The sequence below is a fragment of the Ewingella sp. S1.OA.A_B6 genome (assembly GCF_049889095.1).
Classification (GTDB): domain Bacteria; phylum Pseudomonadota; class Gammaproteobacteria; order Enterobacterales; family Enterobacteriaceae; genus Ewingella.
Map to the genome: position 1 here is coordinate 1,738,716 of NZ_JBLJFK010000001.1, position 16,472 is coordinate 1,755,187.

The following is a 16,472-nucleotide window of genomic DNA, read 5'->3' on the forward strand; positions in this document are numbered from 1 at the left end:
TCATATCACACACGGACTCACCCAATGTACTCAGGTTTATTGATCATCCTTTTTCCGCTGATTATCGGTTATCTCATCCCGGTAAAAAAACGCACATTTCTCCATACTATCAATAAACTACTGAGCTGGATGGTTTACGTTATCCTGTTCATTATGGGCACCAGTCTGGCGTTTCTCGACAACCTCAGTACCAATTTAGTGCTGATATTTAAATATGCCGCCGTGTTTTTTTTGTGCATTTTCATCATCAACTTTGCGGCTTTATGGTGGCTGGAACGCCGCAAACCCTGGAAAACCTCGCATAAGCAAGAGTCCCTGCCGTCACGCCTGAGCATGGCGCTGGACTCATTGAAGCTGTGCGGTGTGGTTGTCGCCGGTTTCCTACTCGGTTTGACCCAGTGGCATTGGCTGACGTTCGCCTCACAGGCCAGCGAAGCCGCGCTGATTTTCCTGCTGGCGCTGGTAGGTATGCAGTTGCGGAACAGCAGCATGACGCTGCGTCAGATCATCCTCAACCGCCGCGGGATGCTGGTGGCTGCGGTAGTAGCAATGAGTTCACTGGCCGGCGGCGCACTGGCGGCAATCATGCTTGGTTTACCGCTTAATACCGGCCTCGCAATAGCCTCCGGTTACGGTTGGTACTCACTTTCCGGTATCGTCCTGACTGACTCATTCGGGCCGGTGATCGGCAGCGCCGCTTTCTTTAACGATCTGGCCCGCGAACTGGTCGCTATCATGCTGATCCCAACATTAGTGCGCACCAGTCGCTCCTCCGCATTGGGCCTTTGTGGCGCGACCTCCATGGACTTCACCCTGCCGGTACTTCAACGCAGCGGCGGTCTGGACATGGTCCCGCCTGCGGTGGTGCACGGCTTCCTGCTGAGTCTGTTAGCCCCGGTTTTGATGGCCTTCTTCTCTGCCTGACTTTCCCCCGTAGCCGGTCTGCGGACCGGCGCTTGATTGCCGGCTAAAACTTGCGCCAAATCAACTCTCCTGCATATAAAACAAAAAGCGCTTCAATTATTCACACGTCAGTTCTAGGCTTATTTTAAAACACGCATTTAAAATGCAACTTATAAAAGGAACTGATGATGTTTTGTGTACAATGTGAACAAACGGTCCGTACCCCGGCAGCAAACGGCTGTGCTTATGCGCAGGGCATGTGTGGCAAAACGGCAGAAACCTCGGATCTGCAGGACTTGCTGGTCGCCGTGCTGCAAGGCCTGTCAGCCTGGGCACTGCTAGCCCGCGGTTATGACATCATTGACGATGAAATTGATGCTTTCGCGCCACGTGCCTTCTTTTCAACCCTGACCAATGTGAATTTCGACTCGGACCGCATTGTCGAGTATGCCCGCGATGCCATCGCATACCGTGAATCACTGGTAGCGCGCTGCCGCCTGCTGGACCCGGCAATCACCGCGGATCACCCGATGGGACATCTGACGCTGGCGGGAGAAACTCTGGTTGAATTGCAACAGCAGGCGCAGCAATTTGCGCTGAATAACGACAAAGCGGCAGTCGGCGACGATATTCACGGCCTTCGCCTGCTGTGCCTCTACGGCCTGAAAGGGGCGGCAGCCTATATGGAACATGCCCATGTCCTCGGCCAGTCAGACACCACTATCTATGCTGATTATCATCGTCTGATGGCGTGGCTCGGTACCCAACCTGCCGATATGAATACCCTGCTGGAAAATGCCATGGGTATCGGCAAGATGAATTTCCATGTCATGGCGATTCTGGATAAAGGCGAAACTGAAGCTTATGGTCACCCGGTACCAACCGTGGTCAATGTTCGTCCACGTGCAGGCAAAGCCATTCTGATCTCCGGCCATGACCTGAAAGATCTGCAACTGTTGCTCGAACAGACCGCAGGCCGCGGCATTAACATTTATACCCACGGTGAAATGCTGCCTGCCCACGGCTACCCGCAGTTGAAGAAATACCCGCATCTGGTGGGTAACTACGGCAGCGGCTGGCAAAACCAGCAGATTGAGTTTGCCAAATTCCCCGGACCGGTGGTCATGACCTCCAACTGCATAATTGACCCTAATGTCGGTAACTACAGCGACCGTATCTGGACCCGCAGCATCGTCGGCTGGCCGGACGTCAAGCATCTCGAAGGGGAGGATTTCGCGCAGGTGATCGATCAGGCACTGGAACAGCCGGGCTTCCCGTATAACGAAATCGAACAAGAAATTACCGTTGGTTTTGGCCGTGAAACCTTGCTGGGCGCGGCCGATACGGTAATTGATCTGGTCGCCACCAAACAGCTGCGCCACATCTTCCTGATTGGCGGTTGTGACGGGAGTCGCGGTGAGCGTAGTTACTTCACGGATCTCGCCCGCGCCGTGCCTGAAGACTGTCTGATCATGACCCTGGCCTGCGGCAAATACCGCTTCAACAAACTCGACTTCGGCACCCTCGGTCCACTGCCCCGCCTGCTTGATGTCGGCCAGTGTAACGACGCCTATTCCGCCATCATACTGGCGGTCAATTTAGCGGAGAAGCTGGGCTGCGGCGTCAATGACCTGCCGCTGAGCATGGTGCTGTCGTGGTTCGAACAAAAAGCCATCGTGATCCTGCTCACGCTACTGTCGCTGGGCGTGCGCAATATCACCACCGGACCGACTGCTCCGGCTTTCCTGACGGATAACCTGCTGGCCGTGCTGAATGAAAAATTTGGCCTGCGTGCAATCTCCTCGGTTGAGCAGGATCTCCACACTATGCTGGCGGAGTAATAAACCATGGACTTCCCAATATTTAGCGACCAGCCTACTGCGCTTTGTCAGAACCGGATGCAGGTCCATGACATTCACCGGGAAACAACTGACGTCTGGACAATCTCGCTGTTTAGCCATGTGCATTACCCTTATCAACCCGGTCAGTTTGCGCTGGTGAATATCGGCCACAGCGGCGAGGTTCAGCGCGCCTATACGCTCTCTTCGACGCCGGGCGTCAGCCGCTTTATCACCCTGACCGTGCGGCGCATCGATAACGGCACGGGTTCCGCCTGGCTGACGCAACAGGTAAAACCGGGCGATTACCTGTGGCTCAGCGATGCACAGGGTGAATTCACCTGCGATACCGAACAGCCGCTGTTGCTGCTGGCAGCCGGATGTGGCGTTACGCCAATTATATCAATTTGCCGCGACGTATTAAAACGCACACCGGCACAATCCGTGGCCGTATTTTACAGTGTACGCAGCCCGCAGGAGGTGATTTTTGCTGCCGAATGGCAACAGTTTAAAACACAATATCCGCAACTGCATCTGACCATCATGGCCGAACATGATGCCCAACCCGGCCAGATGGCCGGACGGCTGAATCAGGATCTTCTGCAAACACAGGTACACGATATTCTTTCGCGCCGGCTGATGATTTGCGGGCCTGCACCCTACATGCAGTTGGCTGAATCATGGGCGCTCTCGCTGGGCGTGGCGGCGGAGAATATTGTCAAAGAGCAGTTTCAAGCGATTGCAGCACCGGTTTCTGAGAAGCATCAGCTCACCCTGACCCGCCTGACACCGCTGCAAAACTACCGCGTTCCGGTTGGCTCGACGCTGCTCGCCGCCATGGAGCAGCACGCTTTACCGGTGGCGGCTGCCTGCCGTGCGGGCGTATGCGGCAGTTGCAAAACTCGCATTATTTCCGGTGATTATGAGACCACCAGCCAGATGACGTTGACCGACGCAGAGATTGCCGGAGGATACGTTCTTGCCTGTAGCTGCCAGTTGAAGGGTGACGTTACCCTGGCTTAACCCCGCCCCACTCCGCTGCCCCTTCATGACTTTTTACAGTCAAAGTGGGCAGCTTTACAAATCTTCAAATTCCTCGCACCACGAATTAGGTAGGGTGTATGCCCGAGCACTCAATGCCGCAATCATTGGACTATGATTAACGCAGTTATTTTATTGTGCATACCGATGAAGGGATTTGATTATGAAACACAGCGTAGCGTCATTACTGGCAAAAACTCTTGAGCAGGCGGGTGTCAAACGGATTTGGGGTGTCACTGGCGATTCCCTTAACGGTCTGAGTGACAGCCTGAACAAAATGGGCACTATTGAATGGATGGGCACACGTCATGAAGAAGTGGCGGCGTTTGCGGCAGGCGCCGAAGCCCAGCTAACTGGCGAACTGGCGGTATGTGCCGGATCCTGTGGACCGGGTAACTTGCATCTGATCAACGGCTTGTTTGACTGTCACCGCAACCATGTGCCGGTTCTGGCGATTGCTGCGCATATTCCTTCCAGTGAAATCGGCAGCGGCTATTTTCAGGAAACCCATCCGACCGAGCTTTTCCGTGAGTGCAGTCATTATTGCGAAATGGTGACCAACCCTGAGCAGCTTCCACAAGTACTCGGCATCGCAATGCGTAAAGCCATTCTGAACCGTGGTGTATCGGTGATTGTGTTGCCGGGCGATGTGGCGCTAAAACCTGCGCCAGAAGACGCTACCGCTAAGTGGTATCCGCCACAGTTGCCGGTAGTGCAGCCAAATCCATCCGAAATGGAAAAATTGGCTGCCGCGCTCAATGGCGCAAAAAATATTACCCTGATGTGCGGGAGCGGCTGCGCCGGAGCGCATGACGAAGTGGTGAAACTGGCTGAAATGCTCAAAGCGCCGGTGGTCCATGCGCTGCGCGGGAAAGAGTATATCGAGTGGGACAATCCTTATAGCGTAGGAATGACCGGCCTGATTGGCTTCGCCTCAGGCTTCCACGCCATGATGAATGCCGACACGCTGGTCCTGCTCGGCACTCAGTTCCCTTACCGTGCCTTCTATCCCACCGATGCCAATATCATCCAAATTGATATCAATCCAGGCAGCATCGGCGCACATTGCCAGGTTGATATGGCGCTGGTCGGCGATATCAAATCCACATTGACCGCCCTGTTGCCTAATTTGCAGGAGAAAAGTGACCGCAAATTCCTCGATAAAGCGCTGAAGCATTACGCAGAAACGCGCAAAGATCTGGACGGTTTGGCGACGCTCAACGACAAGCAGGCGATCCACCCGCAGTATCTGGCGCAACAAATCAGCCGCTTTGCCGATGCCGACGCGGTGTTTACCTGCGACGTCGGCACGCCGACCGTTTGGGCCTGTCGTTACCTGCAAATGAACGGCAAACGCCGCCTGATTGGCTCGTTCAATCATGGTTCGATGGCCAATGCCATGCCGCAGGCGCTGGGCGCACAGGCCATCGACCGCAACCGCCAGGTGGTAGCGATGTGCGGCGACGGCGGCTTCACCATGCTGATGGGGGATTTCCTGACGCTGGCGCAGCAAAAACTGCCGGTGAAAATCATCATCTTCAACAACAGCGTGCTGGGGTTTGTGGCGATGGAAATGAAAGCCGGAGGTTATATGACTGACGGCACTGAACTGAAAAATCCGAACTTTGCTGCCATGGCGGAGGCTGCAGGTATCAAAGGCATCCGCGTCGAAAAAGCCTCAGATGTCGATGCCGCATTGCAGGACGCCTTTGCCTATCATGGTCCGGTACTGGTAGATGTGGTGACCGCGACCGACGAACTTGCCATGCCACCGCAGATTAAATTCGAGCAGGCCAAAGGCTTCAGTCTCTACATGCTGCGTGCGGTGATTAACGGCCGTGGTGATGAAGTGGTCGAACTGGCAAAAACCAACTGGCTGCGATAAGCCCGCTGAGGCTATAGTGATGAAAGCCAGGCGTCAACCGTCCGGCTTTCACCTTTACCCTCCACTTTGCAGAAGGAAACCGACGTTGATCGATTTACGCAGTGATACCGTAACTCGCCCGAGTGAGGCGATGCGTCAGGCGATGGCCTGCGCTGAAGTCGGCGATGATGTTTACGGTGATGACCCGACCGTCAACACTTTACAAGACATGGCCGCGAAGCTTACCGGTAAAGAAGCCGCACTGTTTTTACCCACTGGCACCCAGGCCAATTTGGTGGCCTTGCTGACCCACTGCCAGCGCGGCGAAGAGTATATTGTCGGCCAGAAAGCGCACAACTATATGTATGAAGCGGGCGGTGCCGCAGTGCTCGGCAGTATTCAGCCTCAGCCACTGGATATGGATGCTGACGGTTCGATTCCTCTGGATAAAATCGCCGCCGCCATTAAGCCTGACGACATTCACTTCGCGCGCACCCGACTGTTAAGTCTGGAAAACACCCACAGTGGCAAAGTTCTGCCGCTGGATTATCTGCAAAAAGCCTTCGCGTTCACCCGCGAAAAAGGCCTGGCACTGCACATTGATGGCGCACGTATCATGAACGCTGCCGTCTCGCTGAACATGCCGTTGATCGATATCACCCAATATTGTGACACCCTGACTATCTGCCTGTCGAAGGGGCTGGGGGCACCGGTTGGTTCTCTGCTGTGCAGTAGCAAAGAGTACATCCATCGCGCGAACCGCTGGCGGAAAATGACCGGAGGCGGTATGCGTCAGGCGGGCATTCTCGCGGCGGCAGGTATCTATGCGCTGGAAAATAACGTCGCACGCCTGCAGGAAGATCACGACAATGCCCGCTGGCTGGAACAGCAGCTGCGCGATATTGGCGTGGAAATCGCCGAACCTGGCGCGCAGACCAACATTTTGTACATCAAACAAAATGCCGATTTAGCGGTTAAAATGGGTCCATGGATGCGTGAGCGAGGCGTGCTTATCAGCACTGGCCCGCTGACTCGCGTTATTACACATATCGACATCAGCCGGGCTGATCTGCAGAAAGTGGTGTCGCTGTGGCAGGACTTCCTGCACCATCACGCCTGACAAGCGTTCCGGCGGCACGCTTTTGGGGCTAAATACGCTCCGCTGTGCCGCTGGTTTTCACTTCTTTCCCCTCAATGAGCAAAATGGATGATGCCTGATTCAAAACATAACGGACGGGTAGTGGTGCTTGGTGCCAGCGGGTATATTGGCCAACACCTGACGTCACATCTAAGCCAACAGGGCTTTCAGGTTACCGCTGCCGCACGCCGCCTGGAATGGCTGCAACAACAAAAATGGCCCAATGTGCGCTGTTGCTTCGCCGATGTTTATCAGGCCAAAAGCCTGAAGGATGCGTTCGACGGTGCCGAGGTGCTGGTCTATCTGGTCCACGCCATGGCAGAAGAGGATGATCTGCTGGAGAAAGAGCGGCAGGCGGCGCAAAACACGCTGCTGGCGCTGAAGAATTCCACCATCAAACACATTGTTTATCTCGGCTCTATGCAGCCTGAAGATAGCCGCTCGGCGCACCTGCAGGCACGCAAACTGACCGGTGATCTCCTGCGGATGGGTAATATTCCGGTCACCGAACTGCGCGCCGGAATTGTGATTGGTGCAGGTTCTGCGGCTTTCGAAGTAATGCGCGACATGGTGTACAATCTCGCCATCCTTACACCACCGCGCTGGGTGCGTTCCAAATCATCACCGCTGGCACTGGAAAACTTGCTGACCTACCTCACTGGTCTGATCACCCTACCTGCCGAATCGCACCGTCAGTTTGACGCCGCCGGGCCGGAATACATCAGTTATCAGACCCTGTTCGAGCGCTTTATTACCATCAGTGGTAAACGCCGTTTGCTGGTCCCCATTCCGCTGCCAACGTCGATGATATCCGTTTATTTCCTCAGTCTTATTACTTCGGTTCCGACCCTGCTCGCCAAAGCGCTAATCCAGGGGCTAAATCATGATTTACCGGCCAACAGCGCGGCACTGCAAGCATTGATCCCGCAAGATCTTATCCCGGTGGAGGAGGCTATCCGACGCACGCTTGCGCAGGAAGAGCAGCAGGTTCTTGACTCGTCCGATTGGCATTACGACGCCGATGCCCGCGCGCGCTGGCGGCCAGGCTACGGTTACTACCCGAAACAAGCCGGTTTTACCCTTGAAACTTCCGCCTCAAAGAACGCGTTGTGGCAGGTTGTTCAACAACTGGGCGGTAAAGAGGGCTATTTTTACGCCAACGCGCTCTGGCGTTTACGCGCACGGATTGATGACCTGATCGGCGGGCGAGTCGTCTATGGCCGGCCGCCGCACGAGCAGTTAAAAATGGGTGATAAAATTGATGGCTGGAAAGTGATTGGTCTGAAACCACAGCGAGAACTGTCGCTACTTTTCGGCATGAAAGCACCGGGATTAGGGCGTCTAATGTTCACCATCACCGATCACGGTGAAAGCCGCAGTATCGATGTCCGCGCCTGGTGGCATCCGGCCGGTTTCAGCGGGTTACTGTACTGGTTCAGCATGATGCCTGCGCATCAGTTTATCTTTCGCGGCATGTCAAAACGCATCGCCAGCCTGGCACGACAAAAAGATCGCTGTGGCCGCTGATATCGGCTCATTTAGCGCGCTATCGCACAGTTTCAGACAAGCAGACATACCTTACCCATTGCAACCCGCACTATTTCACGAAAGAATGGCATCCTTCTTGCTGTTAAGGGCCAGATTGCCTTATCAGCTATTGTTTTTTCTAATGAAACTTTACTCAAAATCATTCGGGCTGCAGCAAGGCAGCAAACGAGTGAATCCGATGAGCTGACTGATGTCCGTGACTCGGGTAAGTGAGTGCAGCTAACGCCGCTGCAGCGTGAAGGATGAAGAGTAATATGAAGGTACTTGTTACTGGCGCGAGCAGCGGTTTAGGCCGCAATGCTGTGGAATTTCTGCTCAATAAAGGAATCAAAGTCAGGGCGACCGGCCGTAATGCCGCCATGGGACCCCTGTTGCAGAAAATGGGCGCTGAATTTATTCATGCCGATCTCACCACGCTGGTTTCCGGCCAGGCAAAAGCGCTGCTGGCCGATGTTGATACACTGTGGCACTGCTCCGGGATGACCTCTCCGTGGGGTAGCGAGCAAGAGTTCGAACTGGCTAACGTGCGCGCTACGCGCCGCCTCGGTGAATGGGCTACCGCCTATGGGGTCAGCAACTTCGTTCATATGTCTTCTCCGGTGGTCTATTTTGATTTTCACCATCATCGCAATATCAAAGAAGATTTCCGCCCAAACCGCTATGCCAATTCGTTTGCCCGCAGCAAAGCCGCGGCTGAACAGGTGATCAGCACGCTGGCGCTGTCAAATCCGCAGACGCATTTCACCATTCTGCGTCCTCAGGGAGTGTTCGGCCCGCACGATAACGTGCTGCTGCCACGTTTGCTCCAAATGCTGAAATATAGCGGAACGCTGATGCTACCGCGCGGTGGCGAGGCGTTGGTGGATATGACTTACGTGGAAAATGTGGTGCACGCCATGTGGTTGGCATCACATACGGAAACGACGGCATCTGGCCGTGCCTTCAACATTACCAACCAGCAACCACGCCCGCTGCACACGCTGGTGCAGCAACTGATGAACGCATTGGAAATGAAGTACCGTATCCGCTCTGTGCCCTACCCGCTGCTGGATATGATGGCGCGCGGGATGGAGAAGATCAGCAAAAGCTCGCACAAAGAGCCAGTACTGACCCACTACAGCGTCGCCAAACTCAACTTCGATTTAACGCTCGATACCCAGCGCGCGCAGGATGAACTCGGCTACCGCCCGTCGGTGTCGCTGGATCAGGGGATTATCCGCACCGCCAACTGGCTGCGTGAACATGGACGCCTGCAGGGTCTGCAAGGCGTATCACCACAGCGCGACTGATTAACACTCTGCTTAATTTACATCGGGATATTGCTGTAACAGCGCGCTGACGATGGCGTCAGTTTCAGCATCGGCTTCACCCCGATAATCCTGAGGTCTGAAATGCATCTGGAATGCCGCGATCAGGCGGCGTTGCTGACGGCCGGTCATATTGTCAGTCAACGGATAACCATACTTCCCGAGCTTATCCAGCAAAATCTGCGTTGCCACCGGCTGATGTGGATCGCGTCCGGCCAGATTGGTCTGTATCCGCTGCAGATCGGGCCAGGCACCAATTCCACGTTTTGCCAGTTCTTGCCATGGGAAAAGCGGCCCCGGATCGTCTTTGCGCTGTGGCGCGATATCGCTATGCCCGACGACATTGCGCGGCTCAATCTGATAGCGCGAGATTATCTGTTGGCTCAGCGATGCCAACAGGTCAATTTGCGCAGGCGGGAACGGATAGAAACGCTTGCCGAGCAGAGACTTGCTGTAACCCTTGTTTTCCAGCTCAATCCCTATCGACGTGTCATTAAGATTATTACGCCCCCGCCAGCCGCTGGCCCCGGCGTGCCATGCGCGCAACGACTCTGGCACCAATTGCCAGGCCACTGACTGGCCATCTTCCACTGGCGGGCGCGCCGGAATAAGATAATGCGCACTGACGTGCTCATCAGTAAGCGTATTTAATGCGTTGTGGAAATCTTCGGCGGTGTAATGGATCACCAGAAAGCGCACTCGCTGGTCCGCACCCTGCGCCTGTCGCTGGGTTTCCAGCCGGTAAGGTAGATGCTGATCTCCCTCAGGCGGTGATAACTGACAACCCACCATCAGCACACCGGCTAATATCGCCCACATAGGCCGCAGGAATCGTGTCATTGGGAACCGACGATAGCTGTAATTTCCATAAGCATTCCTTATTAATTTCCTTCCAAATTACTCTGATCGACAGAGAAGTGCTGCCGGTCAATACCCATCAATCTACTGCAAGCCAACTAAGCTGATTTCACGGCGCACCATGCAGCAATTAAAATCGGTTTTATACTGTATGATAAAGAAAGTCATGGTGAAAACATCAATCTTTCAGTAAGGAATACGATGAAATATAAAACATTTGCCGCTGCGCTTCCCTTGGTGCTGACCTTGAGTGCCTGTACCACGGTTGATCCCGCGTTTAAGGATATTGGCACACGAACCGCTCCATGCATTGATGGTGGCCCAGACACTGTGGCACAGAAGTTTTATGACCTGCGTATTCATCAGGGTGGCGGCGGCCTGCCCAACAGCAGCCAACTGGCAGAATATCGCCCGTATCTGAGTACAGGCTTGTACAATGAACTGCTTAAAACACAGTCAGAGCGCAAAGTGGATATCGCCGCGACGCCGAATGAAAAACCAGGAGCCAGCGGTGGTGATGTGTTTTCAAGCCTGTTTGATGGCCCGACCTCCGCGACAGTAGACAGTGCATCTACCATTCCAAATACCGATGCCCGTAACATTCCGCTACGCGTAACGATGTCGCACCAGAAAGACAACGGCGCGAAGTCGACCTGGAAAGATGAAGTGCTGATGGTGCGTGAAGGCCATTGCTGGGCCGTCGACGACGTACGTTATATGGCTAACCTCGATTTTGCCTCCAGCGGATCGTTGCGTCAGGTGTTGGAAAAATAATAATTACCCCTGCCGATAAGCCCAACATAATTCGAGTTACAGGAAGGCGGCAAACGAGCTAATCCCGATGAACTGGCATGGGTCAGTTCATCGGAGGAACGCGTGCTGTTAACGTACCTGCAACCAGATCTATGACGGGCATTCACCGTAGGGCAACAATATGTTGTGCTACACTTTAGCCCTCCTGCGGCTAGAGATATTTTTTAAGCCGCGATCGTTGCATAACTATGCTACGGAAGTTACCATCTGCGGCATCAATGGCTATTCACTATTTGCGCATGAGTATTCAACTTAATAGCATCAACTGCTTCTACGGCGCGCATCAGGCGCTTTTTAACATTCAGCTCGACTGCCCTGCCGGAGAAACACTTGTGTTGCTCGGGCCAAGCGGTGCGGGGAAAAGTTCTCTTCTGCGGGTCTTAAACCTGCTGGAAATACCGCGTTCAGGCACGTTGCAGATAGCCGGGAACACTTTCGATTTCACCAAAAAACCAGACGAGAAAGCCGTGCGTGAACTGCGGCAAAACGTCGGCATGGTGTTTCAGCAATACAATTTATGGCCGCACCGCACAGTGCTCGACAACCTGCTTGAAGCGCCCTGCCGCGTGCTGGGGTTGAGTAAAGATGTCGCCATGAAGCGTGCTGAAAAACTACTGACCCGTCTGCGTCTGACCGATTATGCCAGTCGTTTCCCTCTGCATCTGTCCGGTGGTCAGCAACAGCGCGTGGCCATTGCCCGTGCGCTGATGATGGAACCGCAGGTGCTGCTGTTCGATGAACCGACCGCCGCATTGGATCCGGAAATTACCGCTCAAATTGTCAGCATTATTCGCGAATTGGCCGGTACCGGCATTACTCAGGTTATCGTGACCCACGAAGTGGAAGTGGCGCGTAAAACCGCCAGCCGTGTGGTGTACATGGAGAATGGCCGCGTTGTTGAACAAGGCGATGCCACCTGCTTTACCCAGCCGCAAACCAAAGAGTTTGCCAGCTATCTGTCACATTGATCTCATTGATGGTTACTACGGAGTTTGCGATGAAAAAATTATTAATTGCTGCTGTTCTGGCAACCGCCAGTTTATCCGCCAGCGCGGCTGAAACGATCCGTTTCGCAATGGAAGCCTCCTATCCTCCGTTCGAATTCGTGGATTCCACCAATAAAATTCAGGGTTTTGATGTCGATCTGGCTAACGCCATGTGTAAAGAGATGCAGGCAGACTGTACTTTTACCAACCAGGCCTTTGACAGTTTGATCCCAAGCCTTAAATTCCGTCGTTTTGACGCGGTTATTTCCGGCATGGATATCACTGCCGATCGCCAGAAACAAGTGGCCTTCACCGATGCTTACTATGATAACTCCGCGATTTTCATCGCTGAGAAAGGCAAGTTTGCCGACCTCGCAGCCCTGAAAGGCAAGCGCGTTGGTATGCAAAACGGTTCTACTCATCAGAAATTCCTGATGGAAAAACACCCGGAAATCACGGCCGTATCCTATGACAGTTATCAGAATGCCGTGTTGGATCTGAAAAATGGCCGTCTTGACGCTGTCTTCGGTGATACCGCTGTGGTTAACGAGTGGCTCAAGCAGAACCCTAACCTCTCGGCTGTTGGCGATAAAATCACCGACAAAACCTACTTCGGGACCGGTCTGGGCATTGCTGTTCGCCAAAACAACACTGAGTTATTAACTAAAATGAATGCAGCCCTGGCGAAAGTGAAGCAAGACGGCACTTACCAGACTCTTTATTCAAAATGGTTCCAGCAATAAGTTTTGCAATCAATGAATGAATTCCAACCTTTAGCCAGCGCCGCCGGGATGACCGTCGGCCTTGCCCTGTGTGCACTGATCCTCGGCCTCTTTCTGGCGATGTTTTTTGCCGTCTGGGAATCAGCACCGTGGAAGCCCGTCAGTTGGCTCGGTACCGCGTGGGTCACCCTCTTGCGTGGCCTGCCGGAAATTCTGGTGGTGCTGTTTATTTATTTCGGCTCCTCACAACTGCTGGTCGTGCTGGCCGATGGCTTTAACATCAATTTCGGTCTGTTCCAACTACCGGTAAAACTGCCGATCGATAACTTCGAGGTCAGCCCGTTCGTGTGTGGTGTGATAGCGCTGGCTCTGCTTTATTCCGCTTACGCGTCGCAGACGCTGCGCGGTGCACTGAAAGCGGTGCCGCAAGGACAGTGGGAGTCAGGTCAGGTATTGGGCATGAAAAAAGCAGCGATTTTCTTTCGCCTGATCTTGCCACAAATGTGGCGTCACGCTTTACCAGGCCTTAGCAATCAGTGGTTGGTGCTGCTCAAGGACACCGCCCTTGTGTCACTTATCAGCGTGAATGATCTGATGCTGCAAACTAAAAGTATCGCTACTCGTACTCAGGAACCCTTTACCTGGTACATGATAGCCGGCGGAATTTATCTGGTCGTTACCCTATTCAGCCAGTTTGTTATCAAACGCATCGAACTCCGCACCACCCGCTTTGAACGGAGCGCTTCCTGATGTGGGATTATTTACCTGATGTCGTGAAAGGGTTGCATACCAGCCTGACCCTGACCGTGGTGGCTCTGATCGTTGCACTGCTGCTGGCATTGATGTTCACCGTAGTACTGACGCTGAAAGTACCGGTGCTGAGTCAGATTGTGAAGGCCTATATCACGCTGTTTACAGGTACGCCGCTGCTGGTACAAATCTTCCTTATTTACTACGGCCCGGGGCAGTTTCCTTCAATTCGTGAGATCCCCTGGTTATGGGAGATGCTGTCACAGCCGTGGTTATGTGCGATGTTTGCGCTGGCGCTCAACAGTGCTGCTTACACAACTCAACTATTTGCCGGTGCGATGCGCGCTATTCCGTCGGGCCAGTGGCAATCTTGTGAAGCCCTGGGCATGTCGAAAGCACAATCTCTGCGCATTCTGCTACCGTTTGCTTTCAAACGCGCACTGTCATCCTATTCCAACGAAGTGGTGTTGGTGTTTAAAAGTACCTCTCTGGCTTACACTATTACGCTGATGGATGTGATGGGCCAAAGCCAGTTGATGTACGGCCGGACCTACGATGTGATGGTGTTTGGTGCAGCTGGCGTGGTTTATCTTTGCGTAAATGGCCTGCTGACGCTAATGATGCGACTGATTGAGCGCCACGCTTTAGCATTCGAGCGGCGCAACTGATTGAGCCCCACGCTTTAGGGGACGAGAAATCGTCCCTTTTTTATGCCTGTCGGAAATGATTTCATTCTTTTTATTAATTTTTTAATCAAATTTATTGCATATAAATTCATTTAATGGCACTTTTATTCTATGTTTTTATTCCCACCAGTTATCAGAATATTTTAATAAAATCAGTAAACTAAGCCATTAATAAAATGTCATTATTTGAACAGGAACATATTGCATGAAAAATCTAATCCTCGCTGCGCTCCTCTCTGCTACTGCTTTTACCGCTACCGCTGCTGATACGATCCGTTTCGGATCGTCCGCTACCTATCCACCCTTCGAGTCGATTGGCGATAATAATCAGATCGTCGGGTTTGATATCGATCTGGCGAAAGCAGTATGTAAGCAAATGCAGGAAACCTGTACCTTCACCAATCAGCCCTTCGATGGCCTGATCCCGGCGTTGAAATTCCGTCGTTTTGACGTAATCATCTCCGGTATGGATATCACTGAGGAGCGCAGTAAGCAGGTCACTTTTACCCAACCCTATTACGCCAACACGGCGATGATTATCGGGCCGAAAGGTAAGTTCTCTTCGATAGCCGATCTGAAAGGTAAGCGTGTAGGCCTGGAAAATGGCACCACCCACCAAAAATACCTGATGGAAAAACATCCTGAGATCACCACAGTCGGTTACGACAGCTATCAGAATGCGATTCTGGATCTAAAAAGTGGTCGTCTGGACGGCCTGCTGGGCGATACGGCGGTGCTCAGTGGCTGGCTGAAATCCAACCCGAATCTGGGCGAAATTGGTGGACTGATTAAAGATCCGCAGTACTTTGGTACTGGCGTCGGTATGGCGGTCCGTCCTGAGAATAAGGAACTGCTGGCGAAGCTTAATACCGCACTGGAAGGAATCAAAGCCAACGGTGAGTTCAAGAAGATCAATGACAAGTGGTTCCCGGTTAATTAATCTCTGAAATGTCCTTCAAATGCCGCCTGCCATGGCGGTATTTCTGCGTAACATCTCTCAATTTTGTAACAACAACGAATGAATTTCATTAAAAAAGTGACGTCTATCACACTTAGTTCATAAGATGACTTCTACACTGTTAAACCGTAACTATTTCGAGATCGAATGTTTATGCACGCACGTTTTCACACCGCTTTTAAGGCACTCCCTGAAAATCTGTCCTCCGCCCTTGAGCCATTTTTGCGACATGATGACTTTCCGGCAATGCTCACTGCGGCAGACGTTGCGCAAGTAAAACAGGCAACCGGTCTGGATGATGATGCACTGGCTTTTGCGCTTCTGCCGCTCGCTGCTGCCTGCTCGATAACGCCGATTTCGCATTTCCACGTCGGCGCAGTCGCCCGAGGAGTTTCAGGTAACTTCTACTTCGGTGCCAATATGGAATTCAGCGGTGCCTCCATGCAGCAAACTGTGCATGCCGAGCAGTCCGCAGTGACCCACGCCTGGCTACGCGGTGAAACAAAACTGGCATCGATCACCGTGAACTACACGCCGTGCGGACACTGTCGTCAGTTTATGAATGAGCTTAACAGCGGTACGGAACTGAATATTCATCTGCCGGATCGCGACGTTGCAACGCTCGGCGACTACCTGCCCTATTCGTTCGGCCCAAAAGATCTGGATATCACCACGCTGCTGATGGATAAGATCGACCACGGCTACACCCTTGAAGCCACTGACACCTTAAGTCAGCAGGCGTTGCTGGCTTGTAACCAGAGTCATGCGCCTTATAGCCAGTCACATAGCGGCATTGCCCTGGAGACGCACAGTGGCAAAGTTTTCGCCGGCCGCTATGCAGAAAACGCCGCCTTCAATCCAAGCCTGCCACCATTACAGGGCGCGCTGATTTTGCTGAACCTTGCAGGTGAAGACTATCTGCAAGTACGTCGTGCGGTGCTGATTGAGCGCCCGCAACCGCTGGTCAGTCAACGTGATGCAACCCGCTCGACGCTGGCGGCAATCGGATGCAGTGAGCTTACCGCTCTGACATTGTAATTTTCCGGTAAAAATATTGGCG

Annotated in this window: 15 protein-coding genes; 14 read left to right on the top strand and 1 reads right to left on the bottom strand. The window is 53.2% G+C overall.

Annotated elements, in window-relative coordinates; translation table 11 throughout:
• The first annotated feature begins 24 nt into the window (after positions 1-24).
• From ACMV8I_RS08145 to ACMV8I_RS08175, 7 genes are all read left to right on the top strand, one after another.
• The gene (locus tag ACMV8I_RS08145) at positions 25-924 is read left to right on the top strand and encodes a LysO family transporter (RefSeq protein WP_498864651.1); all 900 of its coding nucleotides are present in this window, start codon (positions 25-27) and stop codon (positions 922-924) included.
• Between the two features lie 167 nt (positions 925-1,091).
• On the top strand, positions 1,092-2,744 hold the full coding sequence (hcp, locus tag ACMV8I_RS08150; protein ID WP_498864652.1) for a hydroxylamine reductase: 1,653 nt from the start codon (positions 1,092-1,094) through the stop codon (positions 2,742-2,744).
• A 6-nt stretch (positions 2,745-2,750) separates the two neighbouring features.
• A complete protein-coding gene (gene hcr, locus ACMV8I_RS08155; RefSeq protein WP_498864653.1) occupies positions 2,751-3,764 on the top strand; it encodes an NADH oxidoreductase in 1,014 nt (337 codons plus the stop codon).
• Between the two features lie 181 nt (positions 3,765-3,945).
• Positions 3,946-5,667 carry a ubiquinone-dependent pyruvate dehydrogenase gene (gene poxB, locus ACMV8I_RS08160; RefSeq protein ID WP_498864654.1) on the top strand — a complete coding sequence of 574 codons (1,722 nt, stop codon included), beginning with the start codon at positions 3,946-3,948 and terminating at the stop codon, positions 5,665-5,667.
• Between the two features lie 85 nt (positions 5,668-5,752).
• Entirely contained in the window at positions 5,753-6,766 is a 1,014-nt protein-coding gene (ltaE, locus tag ACMV8I_RS08165) for a low-specificity L-threonine aldolase (protein WP_498864655.1), read from the top strand.
• A gap of 90 nt (positions 6,767-6,856) precedes the next feature.
• Positions 6,857-8,311, top strand: coding sequence for a DUF2867 domain-containing protein (locus ACMV8I_RS08170; RefSeq protein WP_498864758.1), 1,455 nt, complete (start codon positions 6,857-6,859; stop codon positions 8,309-8,311).
• Positions 8,312-8,586: 275 nt separating this feature from the next.
• Positions 8,587-9,621 (top strand): NAD-dependent epimerase/dehydratase family protein, encoded by a 1,035-nt coding sequence (locus ACMV8I_RS08175; protein ID WP_498864656.1) that lies wholly within the window; start codon positions 8,587-8,589, stop codon positions 9,619-9,621.
• Positions 9,622-9,633: 12 nt separating this feature from the next.
• Here ACMV8I_RS08175 and ACMV8I_RS08180 read toward each other — a convergent pair whose 3' ends face one another.
• Positions 9,634-10,458, bottom strand: a complete 825-nt coding sequence (locus ACMV8I_RS08180; protein WP_498864657.1) for an N-acetylmuramoyl-L-alanine amidase — start codon at positions 10,456-10,458, stop codon at positions 9,634-9,636.
• 240 nt (positions 10,459-10,698) lie between these two features.
• Between ACMV8I_RS08180 and ACMV8I_RS08185 the strand changes: the two genes are divergently transcribed.
• From ACMV8I_RS08185 to cdd, 7 genes are all read left to right on the top strand, one after another.
• Positions 10,699-11,271 (top strand): lipoprotein, encoded by a 573-nt coding sequence (locus ACMV8I_RS08185; protein ID WP_498864658.1) that lies wholly within the window; start codon positions 10,699-10,701, stop codon positions 11,269-11,271.
• A 278-nt stretch (positions 11,272-11,549) separates the two neighbouring features.
• Positions 11,550-12,278 (top strand): arginine ABC transporter ATP-binding protein ArtP, encoded by a 729-nt coding sequence (gene artP, locus ACMV8I_RS08190; RefSeq protein WP_498864759.1) that lies wholly within the window; start codon positions 11,550-11,552, stop codon positions 12,276-12,278.
• A gap of 29 nt (positions 12,279-12,307) precedes the next feature.
• A complete protein-coding gene (gene artJ, locus ACMV8I_RS08195) occupies positions 12,308-13,039 on the top strand; it encodes an arginine ABC transporter substrate-binding protein (protein ID WP_498864659.1) in 732 nt (243 codons plus the stop codon).
• Positions 13,040-13,051: 12 nt separating this feature from the next.
• Positions 13,052-13,768 (top strand): arginine ABC transporter permease ArtQ, encoded by a 717-nt coding sequence (artQ, locus tag ACMV8I_RS08200; RefSeq protein ID WP_498864760.1) that lies wholly within the window; start codon positions 13,052-13,054, stop codon positions 13,766-13,768.
• Positions 13,768-14,436 carry an arginine ABC transporter permease ArtM gene (artM, locus tag ACMV8I_RS08205; protein WP_498864660.1) on the top strand — a complete coding sequence of 223 codons (669 nt, stop codon included), beginning with the start codon at positions 13,768-13,770 and terminating at the stop codon, positions 14,434-14,436. Before artQ ends, artM begins: the two co-directional genes overlap by 1 nt.
• A 223-nt stretch (positions 14,437-14,659) precedes the next feature.
• A complete protein-coding gene (locus ACMV8I_RS08210; protein WP_498864661.1) occupies positions 14,660-15,394 on the top strand; it encodes an arginine ABC transporter substrate-binding protein in 735 nt (244 codons plus the stop codon).
• Between the two features lie 171 nt (positions 15,395-15,565).
• Positions 15,566-16,450, top strand: coding sequence for a cytidine deaminase (cdd, locus tag ACMV8I_RS08215; protein WP_498864662.1), 885 nt, complete (start codon positions 15,566-15,568; stop codon positions 16,448-16,450).
• Positions 16,451-16,472: the final 22 nt, after the last annotated feature.

Coding starts and splice junctions, on each gene's coding strand:
- ACMV8I_RS08145 (WP_498864651.1), top strand. CDS start 25: ATGTACTCAGGTTTATTGATCATCCTTTTTCCGCTGATTATCGGTTAT.
- hcp (WP_498864652.1), top strand. CDS start 1,092: ATGTTTTGTGTACAATGTGAACAAACGGTCCGTACCCCGGCAGCAAAC.
- hcr (WP_498864653.1), top strand. CDS start 2,751: ATGGACTTCCCAATATTTAGCGACCAGCCTACTGCGCTTTGTCAGAAC.
- poxB (WP_498864654.1), top strand. CDS start 3,946: ATGAAACACAGCGTAGCGTCATTACTGGCAAAAACTCTTGAGCAGGCG.
- ACMV8I_RS08170 (WP_498864758.1), top strand. CDS start 6,857: ATGCCTGATTCAAAACATAACGGACGGGTAGTGGTGCTTGGTGCCAGC.
- ACMV8I_RS08175 (WP_498864656.1), top strand. CDS start 8,587: ATGAAGGTACTTGTTACTGGCGCGAGCAGCGGTTTAGGCCGCAATGCT.
- ACMV8I_RS08180 (WP_498864657.1), bottom strand. CDS start 10,458: ATGTGGGCGATATTAGCCGGTGTGCTGATGGTGGGTTGTCAGTTATCA.
- ACMV8I_RS08185 (WP_498864658.1), top strand. CDS start 10,699: ATGAAATATAAAACATTTGCCGCTGCGCTTCCCTTGGTGCTGACCTTG.
- artP (WP_498864759.1), top strand. CDS start 11,550: ATGAGTATTCAACTTAATAGCATCAACTGCTTCTACGGCGCGCATCAG.
- artJ (WP_498864659.1), top strand. CDS start 12,308: ATGAAAAAATTATTAATTGCTGCTGTTCTGGCAACCGCCAGTTTATCC.
- artQ (WP_498864760.1), top strand. CDS start 13,052: ATGAATGAATTCCAACCTTTAGCCAGCGCCGCCGGGATGACCGTCGGC.
- artM (WP_498864660.1), top strand. CDS start 13,768: ATGTGGGATTATTTACCTGATGTCGTGAAAGGGTTGCATACCAGCCTG.
- ACMV8I_RS08210 (WP_498864661.1), top strand. CDS start 14,660: ATGAAAAATCTAATCCTCGCTGCGCTCCTCTCTGCTACTGCTTTTACC.
- cdd (WP_498864662.1), top strand. CDS start 15,566: ATGCACGCACGTTTTCACACCGCTTTTAAGGCACTCCCTGAAAATCTG.